The sequence below is a fragment of the Acidobacteriaceae bacterium genome (assembly GCA_035944135.1).
GTDB lineage: Bacteria > Acidobacteriota > Terriglobia > Terriglobales > Acidobacteriaceae > Granulicella.
The window spans coordinates 19458-46178 of sequence record DASZBM010000003.1 but is presented as its reverse complement, the minus strand read 5'-3'; the positions used below and the strand labels follow the sequence as shown (position 1 = coordinate 46178).

General features: G+C 62.3%; 23 protein-coding genes. 14 read left to right on the top strand and 9 right to left on the bottom strand.

Translation table 11 applies throughout. The features are described 5' to 3' along the window. Window positions 1-28: 28 nt before the first annotated feature. Window positions 29-928: a PASTA domain-containing protein gene (locus VGU25_09880; protein HEV2577507.1), complete on the top strand. Its 900-nt coding sequence runs from the start codon at window positions 29-31 to the stop codon at window positions 926-928. Window positions 929-932: 4 nt separating this feature from the next. Here the strand turns inward: VGU25_09880 and VGU25_09875 are convergent, their stop codons facing one another. The 7 genes from VGU25_09875 to VGU25_09845 all read right to left on the bottom strand — a co-directional run bounded on the left by VGU25_09875 (window position 933) and on the right by VGU25_09845 (window position 9662). Beyond that, window positions 933-2255, bottom strand: coding sequence for a transcription antitermination factor NusB (locus tag VGU25_09875; GenBank protein ID HEV2577506.1), 1323 nt, complete (start codon window positions 2253-2255; stop codon window positions 933-935). Further along, window positions 2248-3186 (bottom strand): methionyl-tRNA formyltransferase, encoded by a 939-nt coding sequence (gene fmt / locus VGU25_09870; GenBank protein HEV2577505.1) that lies wholly within the window; start codon window positions 3184-3186, stop codon window positions 2248-2250. The genes VGU25_09875 and fmt overlap by 8 nt, the downstream gene beginning before the upstream one ends. Before the next feature lie 6 nt (window positions 3187-3192). Beyond that, window positions 3193-3765, bottom strand: a complete 573-nt coding sequence (gene def, locus VGU25_09865; GenBank protein HEV2577504.1) for a peptide deformylase — start codon at window positions 3763-3765, stop codon at window positions 3193-3195. A 2-nt stretch (window positions 3766-3767) separates the two neighbouring features. Next, on the bottom strand, window positions 3768-4955 hold the full coding sequence (gene aroC / locus VGU25_09860) for a chorismate synthase (protein ID HEV2577503.1): 1188 nt from the start codon (window positions 4953-4955) through the stop codon (window positions 3768-3770). Between the two features lie 78 nt (window positions 4956-5033). Then, window positions 5034-6506 (bottom strand): glycosyl hydrolase family 28 protein, encoded by a 1473-nt coding sequence (locus VGU25_09855; protein HEV2577502.1) that lies wholly within the window; start codon window positions 6504-6506, stop codon window positions 5034-5036. Continuing rightward, on the bottom strand, window positions 6506-7648 hold the full coding sequence (locus VGU25_09850) for an HD domain-containing protein (GenBank protein ID HEV2577501.1): 1143 nt from the start codon (window positions 7646-7648) through the stop codon (window positions 6506-6508). Before VGU25_09850 ends, VGU25_09855 begins: the two co-directional genes overlap by 1 nt. Before the next feature lie 73 nt (window positions 7649-7721). Beyond that, window positions 7722-9662 (bottom strand): peptidylprolyl isomerase, encoded by a 1941-nt coding sequence (locus VGU25_09845; protein ID HEV2577500.1) that lies wholly within the window; start codon window positions 9660-9662, stop codon window positions 7722-7724. Between the two features lie 294 nt (window positions 9663-9956). Between VGU25_09845 and VGU25_09840 the strand changes: the two genes are divergently transcribed. From VGU25_09840 to VGU25_09800, 9 genes are all read left to right on the top strand, one after another. After that, window positions 9957-11594: a S41 family peptidase gene (locus VGU25_09840; protein HEV2577499.1), complete on the top strand. Its 1638-nt coding sequence runs from the start codon at window positions 9957-9959 to the stop codon at window positions 11592-11594. 441 nt (window positions 11595-12035) lie between these two features. Continuing rightward, a complete protein-coding gene (locus tag VGU25_09835) occupies window positions 12036-13415 on the top strand; it encodes a hypothetical protein (protein ID HEV2577498.1) in 1380 nt (459 codons plus the stop codon). Between the two features lie 119 nt (window positions 13416-13534). Continuing rightward, complete coding sequence (locus VGU25_09830) at window positions 13535-14281, top strand: response regulator transcription factor (protein HEV2577497.1); 747 nt, start codon at window positions 13535-13537, stop codon at window positions 14279-14281. Window positions 14282-14607: 326 nt separating this feature from the next. Next, window positions 14608-14808 carry a heavy-metal-associated domain-containing protein gene (locus VGU25_09825; GenBank protein HEV2577496.1) on the top strand — a complete coding sequence of 67 codons (201 nt, stop codon included), beginning with the start codon at window positions 14608-14610 and terminating at the stop codon, window positions 14806-14808. A gap of 10 nt (window positions 14809-14818) precedes the next feature. After that, window positions 14819-17161, top strand: a complete 2343-nt coding sequence (locus tag VGU25_09820; protein HEV2577495.1) for a heavy metal translocating P-type ATPase — start codon at window positions 14819-14821, stop codon at window positions 17159-17161. 50 nt (window positions 17162-17211) lie between these two features. Then, window positions 17212-19581 carry an LptF/LptG family permease gene (locus tag VGU25_09815; GenBank protein HEV2577494.1) on the top strand — a complete coding sequence of 790 codons (2370 nt, stop codon included), beginning with the start codon at window positions 17212-17214 and terminating at the stop codon, window positions 19579-19581. 107 nt (window positions 19582-19688) lie between these two features. Further along, window positions 19689-20459 (top strand): FKBP-type peptidyl-prolyl cis-trans isomerase, encoded by a 771-nt coding sequence (locus tag VGU25_09810; protein ID HEV2577493.1) that lies wholly within the window; start codon window positions 19689-19691, stop codon window positions 20457-20459. A gap of 46 nt (window positions 20460-20505) precedes the next feature. Next, window positions 20506-22254 carry an ABC transporter ATP-binding protein gene (locus VGU25_09805; GenBank protein HEV2577492.1) on the top strand — a complete coding sequence of 583 codons (1749 nt, stop codon included), beginning with the start codon at window positions 20506-20508 and terminating at the stop codon, window positions 22252-22254. Between the two features lie 114 nt (window positions 22255-22368). Further along, entirely contained in the window at window positions 22369-22803 is a 435-nt protein-coding gene (locus VGU25_09800; protein HEV2577491.1) for a hypothetical protein, read from the top strand. Here VGU25_09800 and VGU25_09795 read toward each other — a convergent pair whose 3' ends face one another. Both VGU25_09795 and VGU25_09790 read right to left on the bottom strand, forming a co-directional pair. Beyond that, window positions 22804-23229 (bottom strand): secondary thiamine-phosphate synthase enzyme YjbQ, encoded by a 426-nt coding sequence (locus VGU25_09795; protein HEV2577490.1) that lies wholly within the window; start codon window positions 23227-23229, stop codon window positions 22804-22806. 162 nt (window positions 23230-23391) lie between these two features. Next, window positions 23392-24135: a hypothetical protein gene (locus VGU25_09790; GenBank protein ID HEV2577489.1), complete on the bottom strand. Its 744-nt coding sequence runs from the start codon at window positions 24133-24135 to the stop codon at window positions 23392-23394. A gap of 199 nt (window positions 24136-24334) precedes the next feature. On the opposite strand from VGU25_09790, the gene rdgB reads away from it, so the two are divergent. The 4 genes from rdgB (at window position 24335) to VGU25_09770 (ending at window position 26670) form a co-directional block, all read left to right on the top strand. Continuing rightward, window positions 24335-24988 carry an RdgB/HAM1 family non-canonical purine NTP pyrophosphatase gene (rdgB, locus tag VGU25_09785; protein ID HEV2577488.1) on the top strand — a complete coding sequence of 218 codons (654 nt, stop codon included), beginning with the start codon at window positions 24335-24337 and terminating at the stop codon, window positions 24986-24988. A gap of 312 nt (window positions 24989-25300) precedes the next feature. Next, the gene (locus VGU25_09780; protein ID HEV2577487.1) at window positions 25301-26116 is read left to right on the top strand and encodes a succinate dehydrogenase; all 816 of its coding nucleotides are present in this window, start codon (window positions 25301-25303) and stop codon (window positions 26114-26116) included. A 2-nt stretch (window positions 26117-26118) separates the two neighbouring features. Beyond that, window positions 26119-26424, top strand: a complete 306-nt coding sequence (locus VGU25_09775) for a hypothetical protein (protein HEV2577486.1) — start codon at window positions 26119-26121, stop codon at window positions 26422-26424. Next, window positions 26425-26670 carry a hypothetical protein gene (locus tag VGU25_09770; protein HEV2577485.1) on the top strand — a complete coding sequence of 82 codons (246 nt, stop codon included), beginning with the start codon at window positions 26425-26427 and terminating at the stop codon, window positions 26668-26670. Window positions 26671-26721: the final 51 nt, after the last annotated feature.

Genomic DNA, 26721 nt, shown 5'->3' with positions numbered 1-26721 from the left:
CGCGTCGAAGCCTGTATGCTGGACACGAATGCGACGATTCTTCCGAATCTTCCTCGGCGCGCTGGTGGTGCTCATAGTCTTCGTGCTATTCGCGGGGCTGGCGTTGCGGCTCGCGCTGCACGGCCGCGAGGTGGCCATTCCTGATCTTTCCGGCCTCACCGTCGCGCAGGCCAGCGAGGCCGCGCTGCACAGCGGCCTTGATCTGAACATTGAGAACAAGTTCTACTCACGCACTGTCCCTGCGGGACGCATCCTCTCCCAGTCACCCGCCGCTGGCTCCCGAGTCCGCCGCGGCTGGCAGTTGCGCGTCACCGAGAGCCTTGGTCCGCAGCAGGTGACGATCCCCGATGTTGTCGGCGAGCCCGTCCGCGAGGCATCACTGGACCTGCGCAAGTCGTCGCTCGACCTTGGCACACTGGCCCATATGGATGCGCCCGGCGACACGGACATGGTTCTCGCGCAGACGCCGCCTCCCGACGCCGGCGTGGATCAGCCGCGCGTGAATCTATTGCTTAGCCAGCAGGGCGCCGGTGCCTCCGATGCATTCGTCATGCCGTCCTTCGTCGGGATGAGCTGGACCGCAGCAAACCGTGCCGCGATTGCGCTTGGCTTGCGTGTCGCCGCGCTTGGCGAAATGGCGCCCCTCGCGCAACCCGCATCCGCGCCTGCAACGGCCTCAACGCCCGCCGCTGCGCCCCAGCAGCCGCAATCGCCCAACGCGGGCATCAACGGCAGTGGAACGCCACCACAGATACCCGCGCCCGCTCCAGTCCAGATGGTCCCGGTTGGTCCTGTCACGGCTCAATCGCCGGAGCCCGGACATCGCGCCAGCAAAGGTTCAACAGTGAAGCTGACCTTCGGGCATTCATCGACCGACAGCTCGGCTCCTTCACCGCAGCCGCCTTCGCCTGCAGCCACTCCGCAGTAGCTTCTTACTCTTCGCGCGCAAACGCGGCGGCAAAAAATCCATCACCCTGAAAATTGGCTCCGGGCAGCGTGCGCATTGTGTCTCCGCGTGCGAGCTGCGTCAGCTGTCCTGCGTCCTCGCGAACTACACCGTTAGATCGCAGCTTCTCCAGCAACTCCGCAATTGAAAACATACGTACCTTTTGCCGAGCGTTTCCCTCCGCGAGAACTGCTCTCACAACGGCTTCGTTCTCCTCCGGCTCAAGCGAGCAGGTCGAGTACAGCAGACGTCCGCCCGGCCTTAGCCGCCTTAGAGCGCCGCTGAGAATCTTCTGCTGCCGCGCTGCCTGGCGTTCGAATTCAGCAGCCTGCAGCCGATGTCGAATCTCGGGGTTCCGTGCAAGCGTTCCGGTCCCGCTGCAGGGCACGTCGCACAAAATCAAATCGAAGTTTCCCTCCGCCGCAGGAAGTTCAGCAGCATCGGCTTCCAGCGTGCGAATCTTCCGCCCCGGCATCTCCTTCTCGAGCCGCCGTTCCATCGATTGCAATCGCCGCGCGCTGATATCCGTCGCCAGTACCTCCGCAGCCTGATGAAGGCGCGCAAGCACCGCAGTCTTCCCTCCTGGAGCGGCGCACGCATCCCATATCCGCTCCGGTGATGGATGACTCGCCGCCACAAGCTCAGCGACCAGCCGCGACCCATCATCCATCAGATTCGTATCCACATCTTCCGCCGCCTCGTCCGGCAGGAACAGATTGCCGCGGGCGGGCTCGCGCTGGTCGTAGTCGCAGATGGCCGTCGCCGCCTCTCGACCATAGAACGCGTCCCATCGCCTCACCATCCACGCCGGATGTCCAAGACGCGTCGCAAGCGCATCGACCGATTCGACAATCGGCTTGCCCGGCGCCTTTGCCACAGAGAGCTTCCGCAAAACCGCGTTCACCAGCCCTGCCGCGTTTGGATGTCCGGCCGCGCGCGCAAGCTCTACGCTCTCGCTCAGCGCAGCATGCGCAGGCACACGATCCATATGCCTCAGTTGAAACGCGCCCATCCGCAACGCAATTCGCAGCTCATCAGGCAGCGGCTGATCGGGACGCATCAGCACTTTCGCTAGCTCTGCATCCAGCGCAATCTGCCAGCGCAGCACTCCCATCACCAGCGCCGTCGCAAGATTGCGATCAGCCTGCGATAGCTCGCGCAGCTCCACACCATGCAGCAAATCATCGCTGTGGGCGTAGGTCGTGCCCACCTGCATCAGCACCCGAAACGCCGCCCACCGCGCCGGACTCACGCTGTTTGTCTGTGCCGGCGCCGCGTTCCTGCTGCCGCCCTGCCTCGGCTTAGGCAAGACGCTCTCCCTGCCGAAGCTGAAAGTCTTTCGCAAACTGTGCTCCAGGCATTCGCGCCTTGCCTTCCATCTGCACTTCATCGAGCACAAGCTGCGCTCGATCCGCGGCGCCCACGATTAGAGCACCATCGACGAACGCAAGCTCGCCCGGCGCAAGCTCGGCATCGCTCATCGTCAGCGGATGCATCCGATGCACCAGGAACCTCTTGCCGCGAAACTCCGCATGCGCACCTGGCCACGGAGAGAACCCGCGCCACCGGTTGTAAGCCTCGCGCGCTGTCCTGCGCTCGAGCTCCATGCGACCATCTTCGCGCGTCAGAATCGGCGCCAGCGTCGCCTGCGAATCATCCTGTTTGCGCGGCCTCAACGTCCCGCGCTCGAGCCCGTCGAGCGTCTCAATCATTAGCTCGGCACCAATCGCAGCAAGCTGCGGATACAACTCAGCCGCGGTCGCATCCGGCCCAACCGGCACCCGCCGCTCCAACAGAACATCGCCTGTATCCAGTCCTGCATCGAGCTGCATCGTAGTCACGCCCGTCTCGGTCTCGCCATTTGCCACCGCCCACTGAATCGGCGCCGCTCCGCGATACTTCGGCAGCAACGACCCATGCAGATTGATATTGCCGAAGCGTGGCAACTTCAGCATCCACTCCGGAACAATCCGCCCGTACGCAACAACGATGATCGCATCCGGCCGAATCGCTTCCAGCTCCCCGCGCAGCTCTTCATTGTTTTTGATCTTCTCCGGCTGCAGCACGCGAAGACCCCGTCCGAGCGCCGCGCGCTTCACCGCCGACTGCTGCAGTTCCATCCTGCGTCCCGCCGGCCGATCTGGCTGCGTCAGCACAAGCGAAACATCGTGCCCATGCTCAAGCAGCGCCTCAAGCGACGGCACAGCAAACTCTGGTGTTCCGCAAAAAACCAGCCGCATCGGCCGTCACCACTGCCCGTTCTTCTGCAGCTTGCGGATCCGTCGCTTTACCAGGTCGCGCTTCAGCGTGCTCAGCCGGTCGATGAACAGCACGCCATCCAGGTGGTCGATCTCGTGCTGCATCGCTCTCGCAAGAAGCTCCTCGCCTTCAACCTCAAAGAACTCGCCGTTCACATCCTGCGCCCGCACCTTCACACGCGCCGCGCGCTGCACCTTCTCGCGGATCTCCGGCAGACTCAGGCAGCCCTCTTCCTCGAACTGCTTTCCCTCGCGCTCCACGATCTCCGGATTAATCAGCACCAGCTTGTCTTCCGGCTGTTCCTTGAAGCTCACATCGATCACCGTGATGCGCTTCGACACGCCGATCTGCGGAGCCGCAAGGCCGATCCCGTGTGCGGCATACATACTCGCAAACATCTCTTCCACAAACTGCGCGAGCTCCCGCCCGAACTCCGTCACCGCCGCGCCCTTTGTCGCCAGCACAGGGTCTGGATACTTCACGATCGGATGGATCTTCGCACCTTCCTGCTCAGTCGCGGCAACGGCAGTTGCGCTCTCGTTTTCCTTCTTTTCGCTCATATTCAAAACGCTCGAATCTGTTCGCAATATCCGTGGAAGTTGCGCTTCAATTCATTCAGGCTGTCGCCGCCGAACTTCTCCAGCACCAACCGCGCAATCGTCAGCGCAACCATGGCCTCGCCCGCAACTCCCGCCGCCGGCACGACGCAAACATCCGACCGCTCATACGATGCCTTCGTCGCCTCGCGCGTCTCAAACGACACCGAGCCAAGCGGCCGACGCAGCGTCGAGATCGGCTTCAGATAGCCGCGCACCACGACATCCTCGCCGTTCGACATGCCGCCCTCAACCCCACCAGCATTATTTCTCTCGCGGCGGAATCGCGTGAAGCCCTCGCCCGAGCCCTCTCCCTCGCTCGCATACGCAATCGCATCGTGCACCGCGGACCCTGGCGATTCGGCTGCCGTGACTCCGCGTCCAAGCTCAACCGCCTTCACCGCCTGCAGACTCATCAGCGCCTGCGCCAGCAAGCCATCCAGCCGCTCATCCCAATTCACGTGCGTGCCGATGCCCGGCGGCAGCCCGTGCACAATCACCTCAAACACTCCGCCGACCGTATCACCCGTGCGCAGCGCCTTGTCGACCTCGCCCTTCATCGCGGCCTCGGACTCCGCATCCGCACACGCGAGCATCACCTCGTCGCGGCCAGCAATCGCTGCGACCTCATCAAACGAAACCTCGCGCGCAAGCTGCGCTGTTCCCACGCGAACAACGTGGCTCACGACCTGCACTCCAAGCTCCCGCAGCAGCAGCTTCGCCAGCGCGCCACACGCCACTCGCGCCGCCGACTCGCGCGCGCTCGCCCGCTCCAGCACGTAACGCGCATCCTTAAAGTCGTACTTCAGCGCACCCGCAAGATCCGCATGCCCCGGCCGCGGGCTCGCCACAGCCTTATGCTGCGACGCATCGCCACCCTCAACCGGCAGAATCTGTTCCCAGTTCTTCCAGTCGCGATTCGCCAGCGTCATCGCAATCGGTGAGCCAATCGTCTTGCCATGCCGCACGCCGGAGAGAATGTGCGCTTCGTCCTTCTCGATCCGCATGCGGCCGCCGCGCCCATATCCCTGCTGACGCCGCCACAACTCGCGGTTCACGAACTCCTGGTCAACCGGAATACCCGCGGGCAATCCGCTGATCAGTGCAACCAGAGCCTCACCATGGCTCTCACCCGCTGTAGAAAATCGAAGCATAAAAGAAAAAAGACGCGCCGAAACCAAATCAATATGCGCTGATTAAGCGATTATAGCGAGCCGCTTCGCTCGTTGCGCTCAGCGTCGCTCAATGACCTGCACGTCCGCCGGATGCCTCCGCGACGTCACGCGATCCAGCACGAGGTCCCGAGTATTACTGAAGCGAAATGGCACGCCGTTCTCCACATTCAGCTCAACGCCGCTCAACTGCAGGTCCGTCGCATAGGACGCAACCAGTCCGCTCTGCCCCGAACCCACAACATCTATCAGCCGCAGTCCATCGATCGGGCTCTCCGGCAGCCCATCGATCACCACCAGTTCCTTCGCTCCATCCACCGTCACGCCATTGATCGCGATATCGCGAAAGCGCGGCGTGCCTGCATTCACCGGCTCGGCCTCATCCAGATTCGGCTTCTCGCCTTCCATACGATAGAAGTTCGTCACCTCTATCGCGCGCCCCACATTCCGCATCGTCCAGTTACTGAACCGCACATCCGACACCTCGCCTCCGCGCCCGCGCCGGCTCTTGATGCGTATGCCGGCCTCTGTCTCCACCGCCGTGATATTCGCCGCGACAATATTCCGCACAGATCCAGAGGTCTCCGAGCCAATCGTCACCGCTCCATGCGCATGATGCACCGTGCATCCCGTGATCGTGACATCCTCCGCCGGTCGGTTCACGCGCAAGCCGTCCGCGTCCTTGCCGGACTTGATCACAATCCCGTCATCACCTGTATCGATGTAGTCGTCCGTCAAATGCACAAACCGCGAGCTGTCCACAACGATTCCGTCCGTGTGCACGCCCGGATAGGTCTCGATCACCACATTCCTCACCGTCGCCCACTCGGTGTACAGCAGGTGCACCGTCCACATCGGCGAGCCCTCAAAGTGCACATCTTCGATCAGCACACGTTTCGAGTTCATCAGCCGCACAAACGATGGCCGCAGCTCCTCACCCGCAGCCTCATACTCCGCGCGAGGAATCGTCTTGTGCGCCTCCAGATCGCTCAGCAGCCGCTCCCAGTTCGGCCCGTTCGCCGAGCCGACGTCATCCATCTGCTTGCCTGTCGCGTACTCATTACTCACCGCATGATTCGCTTCGCCCAGCTTGCGCGGATGCAGCTTCATCCAATCCGCATTCGAGCTCACCAGCGTTCCCGTGCCCGTGATCGTCACGTCCTCGAGATCATGTCCGCCAATCAGCGGCACCGGCGTCAACGTCTCCACGCCCTGCTGCCGCCCCCACGTCAGCGGCAGTTTCTGCGCCGGAAACTCCACCACTGATCCCGGTCCAAACTCCAGTTTCAAATGCGAGATCAACTCGATCGGCCCGGAGATGTAGTGCCCTGCCGGCACAAAGACCGTCCCTCCGCCCGCCGCTTTCGCCGCAGCAATAGCGCTCGCAAACGCACCCGTTGCCGGCTCGCTTGAGTTCGGCTTCGCTCCGAAGTGAGTGATGTCAAAGACCTGCGCAGAAGCTGCGGCAACCCACAAAAACACGGCGGATATCGAGAAAAGAATCCGCGCCCGCCGCCCCTGCGCCCACTTCATCAGATCTCTCGAAACTCGAAGGGCTGATCCTCAATGGATTTCGGAGTGGAGGCGTGCTCTGCTTGTTGCGGTTCTTCCTCCTGCACCGGCGGGCTGATCACATCCTTCGATGGCGCCTGCGACTCCAGAAATCTGCGCGAATCGAACAGGTTCCGGTCCATCGACCGCACCCACTCCGTCGGCTCATCAGGCCGCCGACCCGCGTCCCGAGCCGCCGCAAACTCCGCGCGCATCGTCTGGAACTTAGCCTCGAGATCGTCCAGCGCACTCAGCAGCATCGCCTCCGGCGTCATAGGCAGCTTCGGCGAACCGAACTCCAGCTTGCCATGATGCGCCAGGATCATGTGCTCCACCAGCACACGCAGCGGCTCCGGAAACACCACAGGCTCTTCGCCATTCACCTGCGCGCGCTCACGCGCCTCCGCATCCATCGCAGAGATTGCCTCTGCCAGCATCCGCTGCGCGATCGTGATGTGCCCGACGAGCTGCCCTTCCAGCGTGTAGTTGAAATTTGACCGCCAGCTCAGCTCCCGCACCTTGCCGATGTCGTGCAGAATCGCTCCGGTCACCAGCAGGTCCGGATCGACCTCCGGATAAAACGGCGCAGTCGCCCGACACACCCGCACCAGCGCCAGCACATGCTCCAGCAACCCGCCCAGCCACGCATGATGCAGCCGCTTCGCCGCCGGCGCCTCCTGAAACGCCGCGCCAATCCCCGGATCATCGAAGAACCTCAGCACCAGCGCGCGCAGATGCGGATTCGCAAACCTCTCCACATACCCGCGCAGCTCCGCCATCATCGCGGGAACCTCGTACTGCGTGGTCGGCACGAAGTCCGCCGATTCGATCTCGCCCTCGGCCGCCGGACGCATCCGCGTCAGCGTGATCTGAAACTTGCCGTTGTACTTCGAAATCTGTCCCTGCACTTTGACGTAGCAGCCCTCCGCGCACGTCTCCACAACGTTCGCGAACTCCTCCCACATCCTTGCCTCGAACTGCCCGGTCTTATCCGACAGCGTCAGCGCAAGATACTGCCCGCCACCGCCCTTGCGGTCCCTCAAACTAATCGACGCCAAACAGAAGAAGGTCGTGACCACCTGGTTCTCAAAGCGCGCCGCATCGGCAACAAAGAAGTCTTTCATCGGTTCGTCTCAGAATATGGCAAGAGCCCCGAATACCGGGGCTCTTCCGTGAGAAAGCAGGTTCACAACCGCTCTACTGGGGCGTAGCCGTTCCCGGAGCCGGAGCCTGCGTTCCTGCCGCCGGAGCCTGGTTTGCCGGCGCATCCTGTGCCGCCGGCGCCGTGCCGCCCAGCGCCGGGTTCACCGTCGGAGCGACGGTCGGGGTTGTATCCACCGGCTTCGGCTTCTCCTGCATCCGCTCCTTCGGCTCGCCCTTCACCCGCTTTACCTTCGCCTTTTTCTTCTTTCCTGTATTCCCGTTCAGGCCCAGCGGAGCCGCGCGCGTCTTCTCGTCAGCTGTCTGCTGGGACGTCGCCGCAACTGGCCGCTTCGACGCTTTCACCTCTGCCTTGCTGACCTTCTGCTCCGCACGTGCCGCTTCCGTCTCTTTTTCCCGATCCGTGAAGCGCGTCTTGCGCTCCGCCACCGGCTTCGGCGCCAACGCGTCGGTGCTGTTCTCGTCGGCACCCGTACCCGTCGTCAGCGTCGTCACCGACTCGGAAGGCGCCATCGCCGCTCCCGCCGTCTGCCCCAGCGGCTGAGCGTCATTCCCCGCCTCCGCCGTCTGCGTCGTGCCGCCCGGCAGCGCCTTCTCCGGCGCCTGCCCGTAGCGAATCTTCTCGCGATGGATCTTCTGTTTCTTCGGCGCTTTTCCACCCGAAGCAACCGCAGCTTTGGCTGCCTGCTTCTGAGCTTCCTTCTCACGCGCTGCCGCCAGATCCGCCTGCGCCCTCGCAGCCTTCTCCTGCTCCACGCGCTGCTTCTTCACCGTCTTCTTCTTCGGCGGAGGAGGAGCATACGCGGTGAACTCAGGCTTGGTCTGCTGCTTGGCCGCGCCCGAATCCACAAACCCCGGCTTGATGTCGATGTACGCATCCTCGCGCGCCTTCGTCAGGTAAGCGCGCAGCGCCGGCTGCAGCTGCTGGAAGTAAATCGCCTCCTCCACCTGCCGCTCCACAGTCTCCAGCGGCGGAATCCCCGCCTGCTGATGGCTGTCCACCTTCAAAATCACGAATCCCTGTCGCGTCCGGATGGGCTGCGTATAGCTCCCTGCCGGCAGCGAGAACGTCGCCTTCTCCAGCACATCGCCCAGCATTCCGCGCTTGAAGTCGCCCAGGTCGCCACCCGCCGCGGCCGTCGGTCCGCCCGAGTCAGCCTTCGCCGTATCCGCGAAGTTCGCGCCGCCCTTCAGCTTCGCCTCTACCGCATCCGCCTTCTGCTGCGCTGCCGCCACCTGCGCATCGGTCGCATTGTCCGGAGTGGGAATCAGGATCTCGCTCAGGTGCACCTGCTCCGGCACCTCAAAATCCTTCCCATGCTCCTTGTAGTACTTCTCTTCCTCCGCTCGCGTCAGGTTCAGATGGCGTCCCACCTCCTGCTGCACCACGTCATTGCTGATTACCTGGTTGCGGATCTGCTGCTTGAAATCCTCAAACGACACACCCTGCTGCTCCGCCGCCTTCTGCAGCGCTTCCATCGAGTCCAGATGATTCTGCTTGCGGATGTCGTCCAGCCGCCGCATCGTCTCCGCATCGCCCGTAACGCCCAGTTCCTTGCCCTTCGACAGCAACAACTGCTGGTCGATCATGTCGCGCAGCAGGTCATGCAGCTTTGCCTGAACATCGGCTTCCGGCACATTCTCCTGCCGCGCCTGCTCCATCAACTGCTGCTCGGCCCGCGCGTATTCGCTCCGCGTGATGATCTGATCATTCACGCGCGCGACCACATCCTCCACGACCGTTCCGTTCGGCGTGATGGGCGTCGCTGCCGGCAGTGGAGGAAGCTGAAGCTGGGGCTGCGGAGCAGGCGTCACGCCGCCGCCCGGAACCGGGTAGTTCGGCTGCTGAGCGCTTACCTGCGCCAGCAAACTCGGGGTGGCAGCCAGCGACGCTGCCAGAACCACGCCGGCAAACCGGCTCATACGCTGAAACTGAAACCGGCTAAAAGCCTGGGAATAATTGCGCTTCCTGATCATCCGTTCCTTCGGGGACCTCTCCTCGCAGCAGACTCTCCGGCCCGCCCGACCCAGGTCATCCCGACCCGGGCTGCCAGCCGCTCTGCAGCGCTGTTAGTTCGACCGCATCGCCTGCCTGAGGTCATCCAGTGCGACCATTCTACCTGCGCGCAAGCCCCTCTGCTTGCCATCGACTCGCCCTATCGTCACCGCCCGATGCTCACCGCCCGAATGCTATACTCGTCCAACGTGCAGCGGCCCGATTTCCGCACTTTCCGGGCCTTGTCTGCTCTCGTTCGAGGTTCCTTCCCCGCCATGACTTCGCGTACCCGCCGCGCCCTCTTTTCCGCAGCCATCTTCCTTACTGCCTGCGGCGTCACCGGCTCCATCATCGGCGGTCGCGTCGCCGCTCAATCCGCCTCCGACGAGTCCACCCTCCGCGACTCCATGAAGCAGTTCACCGACGTCTACGCCCTCGTCGAGCAGAACTACGCGGACAAGCTCAACACCGACCAGGTCGACAAATCCATCTACGACGGCGCCATCCCGGGCATGCTCCACGTGCTCGACCCCCACTCGAACTTCTACGATCCCAAAGCCTTCGCCCAGATGCGCGAAGACCAGCACGGCAAGTACTACGGCGTCGGCATGCAGATCCAGCCGCAGGAAAACAAGATCGTCGTGCTCGCCCCGTTTGAGGGCACCCCCGCCTACAAGGCCGGAATCCGCCCCGGCGACGTCATCCTCGCCGTCGACGGCAAGTCCACGGAGAACATGGACTCCGCCGCCGTCGCCTCCATGCTCAAAGGGCCCCGCGGCACTCACGTCAGCGTCACCATGGCGCGTGAGGGCTCGGCCAAGCCCCTCGTCTTCGACCTGGTTCGCGACGAGATTCCCCGCTACTCCGTCGACATCGCCTTCATGATCAAGCCGAACGTCGGCTATATCCACGTCACCCAGTTCATGGAGACCACCTCCCACGAGGTCCAGGAAGCGCTGGACAAGTTCGGCCCCAATTGCCAGGGTCTGGTCATCGACCTCCGCGAAAACCCCGGCGGCCTGCTCAACGAGGCCGTCAATACCGCCGACAAGTTCCTCCAGAAGGGTCAGATCGTCGTCTCCCAGCGCGGCCGCGCCTTCCCGGATCAGGTCTACCGCGCGCCGACCGGCTCTAACCTCAAGTACCCCGTCGTCGTTCTCGTGAACCGCGACACCGCCTCCGCCGCCGAGATCGTCTCCGGCGCTCTGCAGGATCACGACCGTGCCCTCATCGTCGGCGAAACCACCTTCGGCAAAGGGCTCGTCCAGACCGTCTTCCCGATCTCCGAGAACACCGGTCTCGCCCTGACGACCTTCCATTACTACACGCCGTCCGGCCGCCTCATCCAGCGCAACTACAACAACGTTTCGCTGTATGACTACTACTATGTTCGCAATGACGCGCTGCCCGCCGACAAAACCAATCGCGAAGTCAAACTGACCGACGCCGGCCGTCCGGTCTACGGCGGCGGCGGCATCACCCCCGACGAGAAGATTCCGGAGATCAAGACCACTCACTTCCAGGAGCTGCTTCTCACCCCTCCGCACCGCGCCTTCTTCGACTTCTCGACGCACTATCTGGCCAACCACACCATCTCGCGCGACTTCACCGTCGATGATGCCGTGCTCAGCGAGTTCCAGAACTTCCTGCACTCGCAGAAGATCGACTACACCGAGAAGGACTTCGCCGACAATCTCGACTGGACCAAGGCCATGATCAAAGCCGAGCTCTTCACCTCCCAGTTCGGCCAGGCCGAAGGCCTGAAGGTCCGCGCCGAGTGGGATCCGCAGATCAAGCAGGCCCTCACCTTCATGCCCGAGGCCCTTGCTCTCGAAGAGCACAAGCTTCCCTCCGAGCAGAAGACCACCGAAACCGCCAGCACCGCCCCCGACACCACCACCGCCCACCAATAGCCCGAACCAATCAGCGAACAATCGGGTGCCCCATCTTCGCGACGGCTTCATCGTCGCTAAGGTGGGCATCGCGCGTTAAGACGCGCGAGTGTTTTGCTCTTGCTTTGCTTTTGCCCTTCTTTCTGTCATCCTGACCCTGAGCTTGCCGAAGCGGAAGGACCTGCTTTTGCCGGGTGGCCCATCTTTTCATCGCTCCATCGTGAGGAAAGGAACCGGGTGGCCTACCCTTTCACGGTTTCATCGTGAAAGGGTGGGTTATCGCGCATGGTAGCGCGCGAGTGCTTTTGCCCTTCTTTCTGTCATCCCCCGAAGGGGATCTGCGTTGTTTTTGCCCGTTTGCCGGTCCCGTCCAGATCCGACCAGTGCTGTATGCTGGTGCGCGGATCAACTTAAAGCAGTTTCGTTCACCATTTCTCGCATAACTGTCCAGAGGTTCAGACCGTGGCATGCGTGCGCCCTCTCGTCTCGTTCATCACCGTCTCTGCGGTGGGGCTCTCATGCCGTCCGGGGTTGGCGCAGCAGCCGACGGCCATCCTGCCAACAGATAACTCCGGTATCACTGTTCGCCTGGAGCCACACGAGAATCAGACCCAGTTCAAGCTTGGCGATCCAATCACGCTCGACCTTGTGTTCACCGCCCAGTCCCCCGGATACGCCGTCGCCACGGACACCAACAGGTTCAATGCACCCCAGGACCTCGTGAATGTCACACCGTCTGACGGTTGGTTTTATTCTGTGGGGGCCCAGCCGGGCGGCTCGCCACAGGATCTTGGTCGGGACCCGGTTCGGATTCCGGTCATGTTGAACCGGAGCGTCGTCTTCCAGCAGCCCGGCCATTACGAGATAACGATACAAACCAGCCGCGTGATTCCATCCAGAACAGGCATTCCGCCCGGAACTCAGTGTTGCGTCCCAAGATGGAGCGAGACGACAAATCCTGTCGGAATAGACATCTTGCCGCGCGACGAGCATGAGGAGAGCCTACTGGTCGCTCAGCTTTCGAGTCAGATTGAGAAAAAACCGCAGGCCCCGCCCTCCGATGACCTCAAGAAACAGCAGCAGCCTCTCGCGACTGAACTTGAGCAGATGCAGAAGAACCCACCCGCCGATCCGCAACGCATCATGGAATTAATGCGCGAGTTCGGCGCCGCCCTTGCCGCCGACGAAGCGCGCTTCGACAAACAGACGGAGGCACGTCGCGAGGCGGCGATTCGGCTCTCTTACCTTCAGGGAGATGATGCAGTCCGCGCAAAAGTCCGCTGGATTCTCGCGGATAAGGAAGACGGCAGTGACGACGATACCGGTCTGGTAATGCTCAACGGTCTGGCCCACTCGCGAAATCTTCAGTTGCAATTGGAGCTTCTCCAGGCGGCTTGGCTCGATACGCAACGGATCCCAACGGGCGTGCTTCAGTCCGCGCTGCAACAGACCAAAGCGTTCCTTCAGAACGAGACCTTCGAGCTGTACTACAGTCACGGAGTACCCGGAAGAATGCTTCCGCACAAAGAAGTGGTTGAGGAATATGACCGCGAACTTGGAGAGATCGTTGCTACGCTTCCGCAGCGAACCGGCTCGAATCGTGAGCAGACGGCCTACTACCTAATAATGAGCGGTCACAGCCTAAACCCGATGGACGCAGCAAGCGTCCGTGCGGTCATAGCGGAGCAGTTCGCTGCGATGAGTCCAGGCTTGCAGAGTACGCTGCTACGAATGCGCTGGAAAGAGCTGTGCGATCCTTCGCTGCGTGTCGCGCCGGAACCGCTCAAATCCGCCTGCGCCTCGACTCAACCTCCGCCTGAAACCGAAGTCTTCGCCAAATAGTCCTTCTGGCCGCCCGCAGCGACGGTAGCCGCTTTTGCCTTATTCAATATTCACTACTCACTATTCACTCATCCCTAACTCCTCACTCCCTACGCCTAACTCCCCTTACAATCACCCCCATGCCATCCCCTCTCATCGCCATCGTCGAGGACGAGGAGCACCTCGCTCAGGGACTCCTCTTCAACCTCCAGGCCGAGGGCTACCGCACCCACCACGAGGCTGATGGCAACTCCGCACTGCATTGGCTCCTGAACACTCCCGAGCCGCCTGCCGCCGTCCTTCTCGACGTCATGCTCCCCGGCCAGGACGGCTTCTCCATCCTCCGCGCGCTCCGCGAGTCAGGCCGCTTCATCCCCGTCCTCATGCTCACCGCGCGTGGCCGCACCGAGGACATCGTCGAAGGCTTCTCCGCCGGCGCCGACGATTACCTCCCCAAGCCCTTCGACCTCACCATCCTCCTCGCACGCCTCTCCAGCCTGCTCCGCCGCGTCCACTGGGCGTCGACCCCCAACGCCACACCAGCCCAACCCTCCGCCGCTCAACCCGCCGAACCGCAGCAGCCCGTCTTCACCCTCGGCGACCGCACCATCGACCTCGACACCCTCGAAATCCGCGGCCCTGCCGAAACGATCCACCTCACCGTCATGGAAGCCGATCTCCTCCGCTACCTTCTCGAGCGCCCCAACAAGATCATCGCCCGCAAAGAGCTGCTCGAAAACGTCTGGCGCGTCCACGAAGACACAGATACCCGCGCCATCGACAACTTCCTCGTCCGCCTCCGTCGCTACCTCGAGCCCGACCCCGCCCACCCCAGCCACTTCCTCACGGTCCGCGGCGTCGGCTACCGCTTCGTCCCCGAACCCTGACCGAAGCGAAGCTACCCCGCCTTTGCTCTTGCCTTTGCCTTTGCCTTTGCCTTTCTTTCTGTCATCCACACAGGGGATCTGCTTTAACTGAGAACTGAAAACTGGCAACTGAAAACTGAACCCGACCCGCTCTTGCCTTTGCCCTCGCCCACTCCACTTGACAAACCCCGGGCCCCGGCCACCCCCCGCCTAATAACCGTGCCGTAGCCGCGCACCATTAGGTCCAAGCCTAAATTCTCTCGTTTGAAGATTTTGCGCAAAAACAGGGGGGAGGGGGGGTACCCACCTCCGCCGCTACTTTCAGTCGCCTCTCGCATCGAATCCGCATGCCAACTCTGAATCTGACCATCGAAAACATGCACTGCGGATCCTGCGTCCGCCGCGTGACCCAGACGCTCAACGCGCTGCCCAACACGCACGCCGAAGAGGTCCGCATCGGCGCCGCCCGCGTCCAGACAGAGTCCGACCCAGAGCAGCTCCAGGAGGCCCTCCGCGTCGCAGGCTATCCTGCACACATCCAGAACTGACGTCCCAGAGATGACTCAGCAGACCCTCCAGATCGCCGGGATGAGCTGCGCCGCCTGCCAGCATCACGTCGAGCGCGCCCTGTGCTCCGTCCCCGGTGTCGAGTCCGCCACCGTCAACCTCCTCGCCAACTCCGCCCAGATCACCTCCACCCACCCCCTCCAGCCGCAACCCCTCATCGAAGCCGTACGCCACGCCGGCTACGACGCCTCCCTCCCCTCTGAAAACCAAACAATCGATGCCTCCCAGGCATCCGCAGAGCCACGCGAGCGAGCGCTTGGCCTACGCGTTACCGTGAGCCTCATCGCCGGCGCCGTCGCGATGATCCTCTCGATGCCGTTGATGATGGCGAATCCCAGCGCCGATCCGCTGCTGAACTTCCTCGCGCGCCTGCTCGCGCCCCTTACGCCCGCAGCTCTGATGTCCCTCCCCGCACAACCGCTGCGCTGGTTCCTCTGCCTGCTGTCCGTCGCGGTGATGCTCTTCGCCGCCCCGGAGATATATCTCGCGGCCTGGCGTGCCGCCCGCCATCGCGCGACCAACATGAACACCCTCGTCGCGATCGGCACCCTCAGCGCCTTTGCCGCCTCACTCCTCGCGACAATCCGCGCCCGCACATCCACCGCCGACGTCTACTTCGAGTCCGTCATCCTGATCCTCGGGTTCCTCCTCGCCGGTCGCTGGCTCGAAGCTCGCGCCCGCCGCCAGGCCACTCGCTCCATCCGCGGCTTTGCCCAACTCACCGCTGCAACTGCACGCCTGCTCGACATCGATCCCGCAGCCGAGCACCCCGACTTCGCCTCCGCACCCGAAACGATCCTCCCCACCGACGCCCTCGCGACCGGCGACATCCTCCGCATCCTTCCCGGCGACCGAATCCCCGTCGACGGCGTCATCCTCCTCGGCCGCAGCTCCGTCGACGAATCCATGCTCACCGGCGAACCGCTGCCCGCCACACGCTCCCCCGGCGATCGCCTCATCAGCGGCACACTCAACCTCGACGGCGTTCTCGTCCTCCGCGCCACCGCGGTGGGCAGCGCGTCCACACTCGCGCAGATGCAGCGGATGCTTGCGCAGGCGCAGTCCTCCCGCGCCCCCATGCAGCGCCTCGCCGACCGCGTCAGCGCCATCTTCGTCCCGGCGATCCTCGCGCTCGGCGCGCTCTCGTTCACTGCCTGGGCCATCGCGCTCAACACTGCCGGCCGTCACGACGGCCTCGCACAACCTTCCGCCATAGCCATCGCCGTGCTCATCATTGCCTGCCCTTGCGCGATGGGCCTCGCCGTCCCTGCCGCAATCACCGTCGCCATCGGCCGCGCCGCCCGCACCGGCCTCCTCATTAAAGGCGGCGAAGCCATCGAGCGAATCGCCGTCATCGACACACTCGCGCTCGACAAGACGGGAACCCTCACCGAAGGCAAGCCGCACATCGCGCACTTCGCAACGGTTCCGAATCCGCTGCTGCCGCGCAAAGATCTTCTCGCCCTGGCAGCCGCGGTTGAGCGCTCCTCCACGCACCCGGTCGCCGAAGCCGTCGTCACCTTCGCTTCCTCACACTCACAACTGCTCCCTGCGATCACGGATGTCGAAATCCTCCCCGGCATCGGCATCCGCGCAATTGCCGTCGGCCGCGAGATCCTCCTCGGTAACGCCTCGCTCCTACCCACGCGCATCCTCGATCCCGCGCTTGCCTCACCCGCCGAACTCACCCACGCCACGCCGATCTATCTGCTGATTGACAGCCAGCCACAAGCCGTCTTCTTCGCCACCGACCAGCTCCGCCCCGAAGCCGCAGCCGCCATCAGAAGTCTTACTCAGCTAAAGATCGAAACCCTGATGCTCACCGGCGACACGCAGCTCTCCGCCGAAGCCATCGCCCGCGAAGTCGGCATCGCCGACGTTCGCGCTTCACTCCTCCCCAGCGGCAAGCTCGATACCATCCGGGAGCTCCAATCGCAGCACCGGGGCCCCCAGCGAACTCGTTCGCTGGGGTGGAAGCACCGCCGCGTCGGCATGGCCGGCGACGGCATCAACGACGCCGCCTCCCTCGCTCAATCCGACGCCGGCTTCGCCATGGCCGCCGGCACCGACCTCGCCCGCGAAGCCGGCGACGTGCTCCTTCTCCACTCCGATCTCGCGCTGATCCCCGCCGCGATCCGCCTCAGCCGACGGGCCGTGCGCATCATGCGCCAAAACCTCGGCTGGGCACTCATCTATAACGTCATCGGAATCCCCATTGCCGCCGGCGTCCTCTACCCGCACTTGCACATCCTGCTCAGCCCGGTTCTCGCCAGCATTGCGATGGCGCTCAGCTCTGTCAGCGTTCTCGCCAACTCCCTCCGCCTGCGCCGCTGAAACGTCACAGAATCGCCGCGATACACTTGAATCCAGCAGGCAAATCGTACGTGCGCATCTTCACCCGCTACATTCTTCGTGAGGTCGTCGGCTACGCCCTCCTTGGCGGCGTGCTCTTCACCTTCATGCTGTTCATGCGCTACCTGCTGCCGCTGCTCGAGCTCGCAGTCCGCGGCATCGCCACTCCCCTCGATCTCCTCAAGCTGATTGGCTATCTGCTACCGAACTTTCTCACCCTCACTATCCCGATGGCAGTCCTCATCGGCATTCTGCTCGGCCTCAGCCGCCTGGCGTCAGACAGCGAAGTCACCGCCATGCGCGCCAGCGGACTCGGCGTCGTCTCCTTCATTCGCATCGTCAGCATCGTCGCCGTATTCTCCTGGTTAGCTGGCCTGGCCATTTCGCTCTACGTCGCTCCACGTGCGGCGCGAGCCCTGCTCAACTACGAAGAGCAGAGCAAGACCTCGCAGGCGACGGTCGAAGTCCAGCCGCGCGTCTTCTACGAAGACTTCAAGAATTACGTCCTCTACACGCAGGAAGTCGTGCCCGGCGCCAACGGCACAGCCATCTGGAAGCACGTCTTCCTCGCCGACCTCACGCAGCCCGCGACGCCCCACATCATCTCCGCGCAGGACGCCATTGTGCAGGCCGGCAATGAGCGCCAGACCCTTCGGCTCGACCTCCTCAACGGCAGCCGTCACGACATCGCCGCCAACGATCCCAACCAGTACGACATCGCCACATTCAACTCCACGGTCCTGCCTATCGAAACCACCTCGCAGGAGGACACGCACCTCAGCCGCCGCGATACACCCATGCAGGCGCTCGACACAAGCGAAGTCTGGCGTCGCGCGCATGGTGCTGACAAAACCACCGACACGCGGCCCTACTCGATCGAGTTCCATCGCCGCTTGTCGTTCCCCACCGCCTGCCTCGTGCTCATGCTCGTCGGCGTTCCGGTTGGGCTCTCCTCCAAGCGCGGCGGCAAAGGAACCGGCTTCGCAGTTACGCTTCTGCTCGTCTTCGTCTACTACTTCCTCTCAGAGATCGGAGTTGCGCTCGCGCGGCAACAGAAGTTGCCAGCCTTTGCAGGTGTGTGGGGCGCAAACGTACTCTTCACGATCGCCGGAGTTCTACTCATCCAGCAATTGAGGCGCGGCGGACTTGCGCTCAACCTGCTCTCCAGTTTTGGCAACGCGATTTCAAAGAGGTTTCAACGGCTCTCTCGCGCGCGCCCTTCTGAGCCCGGAGGCGTCGGCGCCGGGGACCGTCTTCGCCGGCTGAGGCGTGTGGTGCGTGCGCGCTTCCCGCTCATCCTTGACGAGTATGCGATGGGCAGTTTCCTGCGCAACTTCGTCCTCGTGCTCTCCGCGCTCACCGTGCTCTTCCTCATCTTCACGTTCTTCGAGCTCATCGGCGACATCATCAAGTACCGCACGCCGCTGGTCACCGTCGGCGACTATCTCATCAATCTCATTCCGTTCATCCTGTACCACGTCACACCGGTATGCTCGCTGGTCGCCGTGCTCGTCACCTTTGGCGCGCTCAGCCGCTCCAGCGAGATCACCGCGATGAAGGCCACAGGCGTCAGCCTGTATCGCATCGTCACGCCGGTTCTGCTGGTCGCCGCAATTCTCTCCGCGCTGCTCTTCGCCTTCGATGAAAGTTATTTGCCCGCGGCGAACCGGCGCCAGGAATCTCTGCTCTCCAGCATCAAGGGCAAACCCGCGCAAACCTTCCTTCGCCCCGATCGCAAGTGGATGTCCGGAGAAGCCTCAGGCTCCGGCGAGCCCACACGCATCTTCTATTACCAGGCCTTCGACCCCGCCCGCGACATGTTCGCCAACATCACGGTCTTCGAGTTTCAGCCCGGTACCTTTACCCTCTCGCGCCGCATCTACGCCGAGAGCGCGCACTGGGATGCGGCCGCAAGCCACTGGGAGTTCGAGAACGGATGGGAGCGCGTCTTCTCTGCCAACGGCGACAGCGTCACCAACTACCAGTCGTTCAAAGAGTCGAGCTTCGGCGAGATCTACGAGACGCCGAGTTACTTCAAGAAGGAAGAGCGACCTTCGCAGGAGATGTCCTACAGCGAGCTCTCGCGGTACATTCGCGACCTGCAGCAGAGCGGCTTCGATACGACGCCGTTACGCGTACAACTGAATGGCAAACTGTCTTATCCGCTGTTGACACTGGTCATGGCCATCCTCGCCGTCCCGTTTTCGCTTTCGGCCGGAAAACGCGGAAGTCTCTCCGGCATCGGCGCAGCGGTTGCACTGGTTATCGTGTACTACGTGCTGGCCGGGATCTCGGAGAACCTCGGCAATGTCAATTCGCTGCCGGCGGTGCTCGCGGCGTGGTCGCCCGACCTGCTCTTCGCGATGGCCGGTTCTTACCTGCTCCTGCGGACACCCACCTAGCTTCCAGGGTCCAGATTCAGTTGCGGGTCTCTCTATGGGCTCGCTACTGGAACCCCCGCGCTAGTACCTGGTACCTGGAACCTCGTACCCCGTACACTGTTGAGAGTATGCGAATTTTACCCATCCTGATCGCCATCACCGCCGCGCCGCTGCTCGCCCAGACGACACCGACCCGGACCACCACAGCACACCCGGCAACCGCGGCACACCACGCAGCAACGGAGTCCGGAGGCTGTGCGAGACTTCCCGAGCTTTCGCCGAAAATTCCGGCGCTCCCCGCCGGCACTTCCTGCGCAAAGCCGCTCTACACCATCACGCATCACCCGCAGATCACGCTCGACTACGCGTCACCGATGCTTAGCCCGGCCCTTCACGACATGCTCGATCAAAAGTCTGAGACCTTCTCGCTGGACTTCATCGATACAAAGGTCGGCACAGGCCCGCTCGCCGAGCCGCACAAGTGGTACACCGTCCACTACACCGGCTATCTGCTGAACGGCACGAAATTTGACTCCTCCGTCGATCGCGGCGAACCGATCAGCTTCCCCTATGGCGCGCATCGCGTGATCGAAGGCTGGGATACTGGCTTTGACGGCATGCGCGTTGGCGGCAAGCGCCGCCTGTTCGTGCCGTACCAGCTCGGCTATGGCGAAACGGCGCACGGTCCGATTCCGCCGCGCTCCTGGCTCGTCTTCGACCTCGAACTGATCGCGCAGAGCGATGCGCAGCCGGCACCCCCGAAGCCGCCCACACCGCCGGCCAGCCCGAACGGCGCGGCTGCACCCACTCCCGGGGCTGCGGCTGCGCCTCCGCCGGTGAACTCGACGACGCCGTCAACCTCCACGCAGCCATCCAGCACGAGCGAGCCAAAGAACTAACCAGGTTGCGGAGTCGATCGGCTCCGCAGCCTCATCCAACATCCGCATGCTTCAGCGACTCAGTCCGCTCTTCCCGTACCTGCGCCGATACTGGCGGAGCTATGTGTGGGGCGGACTGTCGCTGCTGATTTACAACGCGGCCAAATCGGTTATTGCTCTTGTGATCGGGCGATCGATCGACGATATGCGGCTCGGCCTGAGCGCCGCCAAGATCGAGCACTATGGTTTTCTTCTGCTCGGCATCGCTGCGGTGTCTGCGGTCTTTCTCTACCTTATGCGCCAGATTCTCATCGGCGCGTCGAGAGAGATTGAGTTTGACATCCGCAACGATCTGTTCCAGCGCCTCGAAGCGCAGCCGCCCAGCTTCTTTCAGCGCCATCGCACCGGCGACATCATGGCGCGTTCAACCAATGATCTGAACGCGGTTCGCCAATTGCTCGGTCCGGCGATCATGTACTCGGCCAACACGGTCGTGTTCATCGCGTTCGCGCTGCCGTTCATGATCCGCATTAGCCCGCAGCTGACGCTGCTGGCGTTTCTTCCGCTGCCGTTCGTGTCCATCCTGGTTCAGTACTTCGGCGCGCGGATCCATACGCGCTTTGAACGCATCCAGGCTATGTTCTCGGACATCTCGGCGATGGCCGAGGAGAACTTTTCCGGGGCGCGGCTCATTCGCGCCTTCGCGCAGGAGCAGGCGCAGATCGAGAGCTTTGAAGAGGCGAATCGGGAGTACATTCGCCGCAGCCTTCTGCTCGTCCGCCTGATGGCGATGTTGTGGCCGACGCTCGAACTCGTACTGGGCCTCTCGCTGATGATCACGCTGCTGGTCGGCGGCCGCGAAGCCATCCAGCATCGCATTTCGGTCGGCAATTTCACCACGTACTTCGTATACATGGTGCAACTGACCTGGCCAATGATTGCGATTGGCTGGGTAACAAATCTTGTGCAGCGCGGCGCAGCGTCAGTTGTGCGCATTCACGAGCTTATGACAGAGAAGCCTGCAATCGATGACGCCGCCGCATTGCCGGAGCTTGTGGATGCGCCGATTGCCGGGAGCATCGAGTTCCGCAATCTGAGCTTCTCGTATCCAACTGGACCCGAAGTTCTCCACGATCTCTCCCTCGACATTCCTGCGGGCTCGAGCCTTGCGATTACAGGACCTACAGGCTCGGGCAAGTCGACGCTGGTGGCGCTGATTCCGCGGCTGCAGGATGCCTCCCCGGGAACGGTGCTCATCGATGGGCGACCGATTCGCGAGTATCCGCTGGAGACGCTTCGGCGTGCGATCGGCTTCGTGCCGCAGGAGACATTCCTGTTCTCGGAGACGATCCGCGAGAATGTGGCGTTCGGAGTTGATCACTCGACCGATGAGCAGGTTGTGCAAGCTGCGACGACAGCGCACATCGCTGCGGAGATTGAGGAGTTCCCGCGCGGCTTCCAGACCGTTGTCGGCGAGCGCGGAATGACGCTTTCCGGCGGACAGAAGCAGCGTACTGCAATTGCACGCGCGCTGCTGCGCGATCCGCGCATCCTGATCCTCGATGATGCGCTCGCGTCCGTCGACACGCACACCGAGGATCAGATTCTGTCCGGCCTACGCGAAGCGATGCAGGGACGAACAACAATCCTCATCGCGCATCGCGTCTCCACCGCACGCAACGCGGATCGGATCGCGGTGATTGTCGATGGCCGCATCGCCGAGATGGGGACGCACGATGAACTCATCGCGCGTGGCGGATACTATGCCGAACTCGCGGAGAAGCAGAGCCTCGAAGAAGAGATCGTCAACGCCTAGAGGGTTTCTGGTGGAGCGGCAACGATTTACCTTGCGCAGTTGATGTTTCGGACTATACTCGCGCGTTAGGCCATCAAATCAGAGTTTGCCAATCAAGCATCAGGAGGAATTCCTATGCGTGCACTTTTGCGCGTTTTGTGTGTCCTTGCGTTGATCGGAACTGGCAGCGCAACGTTCTCTCAGCAGTACTTCAGCAATGGCGGGGTCAGGCGGGTCATAAAATATCGGATTCTTCCGGGAAAAACGGCAGATTTCTATAAGTGGCTGAGTTTCGCGCCAAAGGTTCTTGGAGCGGAGAAAGATGCGGGACTCATCCAGGACTTCTACTTCCTGCACTCGACCGAATACATCGGGCCGGACAAGTACGACGTGGTTCTCGTGATCAGCTATAAGGACCTGGCGGCCGTCGATGCTGCGGCGCAGGGAGCGGCGGCGGTGACGGACAAGGTGTATGGGAGTCCGGAAAAACGTGCCGAGTGGTCGAAGCTGGGCTCGGAGAGCTCTGAGGTAGTCTCGGCGGAGCTCGTCCGCGAGATTCACCTGAAGTAGTTACTCGTCTCTGCCTTTGCCGAGAACTTTGACGATCACGCGCTTTGAGCGCTGACCGTCGAACTCCGCGTAAAAAATGCGCTGCCAGGTGCCCAGGTCGAGCCGGCCGTTGGTGACTGGCAGCGTTGTCTCGTGGTGGAGCAGAAGGGCTTTGAGGTGGGCGTCGGCGTTGTCTTCGCCGGTCTGGTGGTGCTTGTAATCGGGCTTGCGGGGAGCCAGCTTCTCGAGCCACTTGCCGATGTCCTCGATGAGGCCGGACTCGTTGTCGTTGACGTAGATGGCGGCGGTAATGTGCATGGGCGAGACGAAGCAGAGGCCGTCGTCGACGCCGGATTTGCGGACGATCGCGTCGACCTGCGGAGTAATGTGAACCATCTCGTATCGCTCGCGGGTGTTGAACGTCAGGTACTCGGTGTGGACCTTCATGTTTTCATGCTACGCGGGGTACCGCCTCCCCCTGATATTTGCGCAAAGTCTTCAAAGCAAGGCAGTTAGGCTTGGACTTTAAGGCGAACATCTCGGTAAAGTCTCTGGAATGTGTAGTTTACCGGTAAAGTCTTCAAAGTAGGGTAGTTAACGGGTGGGGGGTCACTTTTTTCGGCGGACATGGGAGGGTGCGTGAGTACGCTCATGAACGCCGCAATCGGCTGGGACGTTGACCATCTGTTTGCGAAAGACGCGGTAGCCGGCGGTGCCGGGCTGGAGGGTGGCCCAGTAGCTGTCGCGGGTGACGAGTGGATGGTCGTGGGCAATGATTTGGTCCTGCATGATGAGGAAGCCGCAGGATAGGTTGCGGTCGGGCTGGAGGATGGTGCGGTTGGGGTCTTTTTCGGGCAAGCGGCGGTCCGCTTCGTAGTCGAAGGGGCAGTTGTAGCGCTTGGCGTCGTCGTACTTGACCTGGAGGAGGCCTTCCTGACGCGAGAGCCGATGGGTTTCGGGGTCGACTTTGTTGACGGGCGCGGCGGTGTGGTGGACGTCGGCGGTGGGGTTGAGGCCGGCTTCGGCGGCAGCGATGGCCTGGAAGGTATAGGCCCAGAAGGCGCGCTTGTCAGTGTCAGAAAGCTCGGCGAAACGCGGGCAGTAGGGGCGGACAGCGTGGGCGGCCTGCGCGGAGAGGAGATCGGCCGGGAGCGACTTTTCGATGAAGGCGGTCCAGGCGGGATCCCAGGTTTTGGAGCTGCCGAGTTCTTCTTTTTTCTCTTGAATGGGAGTCGGTGGCGTGGGTTTGACGGTGGGTGTTGGCTGCTGTGATGTCTGCGGAGCCGAGGGTTGCGAGGAGCGCGTGCAGGCAGTGAGGGCTAGGAGTGTAAAGAGGGCGATGATTCGAGGCATGCGTGAGGCCTTTCGTTTCGTCGAGGGCCCGAGGAGTTCGATGCAAAGAGATGCTCCGGAAGAGGCCGGAGGAATGGGAGGAGCGACTAGTTGCTCCTCGTTTGCTACCGCAAACGACACCACCACCCTGCCGCGGTGAAACCGCGTCGAGGGTGGGGCACCCGGTTCAGTGGTCGCGCAGCAGGTTTAGGGTGGAGGGATGACGATCTATGCGGCGACGACCAATGAGGGGAAGCTGAGGGAGTTCCGGGAGTGTGCGGGGGAGCAGGGTGTGGAGGTGCTGGTGCTGCCGGGGATTGAAGGCAAGCCGGAACCGGTGGAGGATGCGGCGACGTTCGAGGGGAATGCGGAGTTGAAGGCGGTGGCTTATTCAAAGCTGGCGCCGGGGTTAATGGTGTTCGCGGATGACTCGGGGCTGGAGGTGGATGCGCTGGGTGGGCAGCCGGGGGTGAGGTCGGCGCGGTTTGCGGATGATCTGGGGTTTGAGATGGGGCAGGGATCGAAGGATGAGCGGAACAATCGCGCGTTGTTGTCGTTATTGCGCGATTTGGAGCGGGAGTTGGAGCCTGACGGTGGAGTGATCGCGAGCGAGCGCGGGGCGCGGTTTGTGTGTGCGCTGGTGCTGGCGCGGGATGGCGCGGCGGTGCTGCGGGCGCGGGGTGAGGTCGAGGGCGTGGTGTTGGAGGAGCCCAGGGGAACGGATGGGTTTGGGTATGATCCGCTGTTTCTGGTGCCGGAGATGGGGAAGACGCTGGCGGAGTTGTCGAAAGAGGAGAAGTGGCGGGTGAGTCATCGGGGGAATGCGTTCAGGGAGTTGTTGAGTCAGTTGAAGAGTGTTCGAGCCCACTCATGACGACGAAGAGGCTGCCACCCCAGCGAGCAAGCTCGCCGGGGACCCCGGCCCGTCGTCATGAATGGGGCACCCGGCACCCTGCGAAGCCAAGAGCAAAATACAGAGGTCCTTCGCCTACGGCTCAGGATGACGGCTGATGAAGAATCGCAGGTGCGAACACCCTGGAGAGGAACTGCACAATTTCGCACAAAGTGGGCGGTAATCGGTTGATGGAGTGTTGGATTGCTTGACCCTGTGTTTTTGGGGGTGGAAGAATCGATTTGCTTCGATAGGCGAGGTTTAGTCTTCGCTGAGATTGCCGAGGAGAAAAGAATGGCCGCAGCTGCTCCGACAGCACCGCCCGACCTGAGTGAGAAGAGTGGAAAGCGGCGTGGCGTCCAGCCGTTGCGCGCGGGCGAGGGCCATAGCTTCTTCTGGAGGCGGCTGCACTCGCTGACCGGGATTGTGCCGATTGGCGCGTTTCTCGTCGAGCACATCGTTTCGAACTTCGAGACTTGGAACGGGCCGCTGGCCTACGCGCAGCAGGTGAAGTTTCTGAATGGGCTGCCGCTGGTGCGGGTGCTGGAGTGGACGTTCATCTTCATTCCGCTGCTGTATCACGCGCTGTATGGCGTCTATATCTGGCTGCGCGGGCGCAGCAATGTGAATGTGTATCCGTGGGCGGGTAACTGGGGGTACTTTACGCAGCGGATCACGGGGCTGATTGCGCTGGTGTACATCGGCTACCACGTGTGGACGCAGCGGTTTGCGGGGGTGCATCTGCCGACGCATCCGGGCGCGGCATTTGCGAAGGTGCAGCATGAGCTGTCGAACCCCTGGATCCTGGCGTTCTATGTGATCGCGATGGTGGCGACGTGCTGGCACTTTGCGTATGGCGTGTGGCTGTTCGCGGCGAAGTGGGGCATTACGCCGGGCAATAGCGCGCGGAAGAAGTTCGGGTATGTGTGCGCCGCGGGCGGGGCTGCACTCTGCTTTATGGGGTTGATCGCGATCTACGCTGTTGTTTGGAAGTATCCGAATGCGCCGGAGGATGTGATGCCGGAGCAGCCTGCGGGTGTGGTGATGCCGACTCCGACGGCGCCGCCGCCGGGGAGTGTGAATCCGCAGCAGCCGGGCGGGGTGCAGTGATCATGCATGCGCTGATCTATTCCGCGCTGGCGATCGCGCTTGTTTGCGTGTGCGTCGGCAAATGGTCGGTCGTCAAGATGGTGCGGGAGATCAATCGGCTGGCTCTGCCGGGTGGAGAACGCCTGATGCCCAGTATGTCGCTGTGGTGGTGGCCGAACTATAAGGATCGGCGGATATGGAGCGCATACAGGTTGCTTCAGCCGTATAGCAGTTTGCGGTGGGTGTATCCGGGATCGCTTATGACGGCATGCCTGCTTATTGTGGCGGCGGTGTTGGTTTCGGCGCATGCGCCGGGCGGGGTGCAGTGAATGGCGCCACTGCGACTTGCTAACGATACCGTCGCAAAGAAGGTTAGCGACGTCTGTCTCAAAGTCTTCAAGGAATTAGAGAATACGGTCGGAGTTGTTGAAGCAGAAGGTCCCGCAGAAGATTTGAAGAGGTATCGAAACGCTGTCGGGACGGTACTAGGCGCTTTGGTATTGGATGTGATGGGGCCGCTCTATGAGGGGCACCCGGATATCAAACCTGAAAGCTGGAAAGATATACCGCTGTAACTGCGAACGAGAGCGGCACGAATTTGCTTCAATGAGGAACTGAAGAATGGC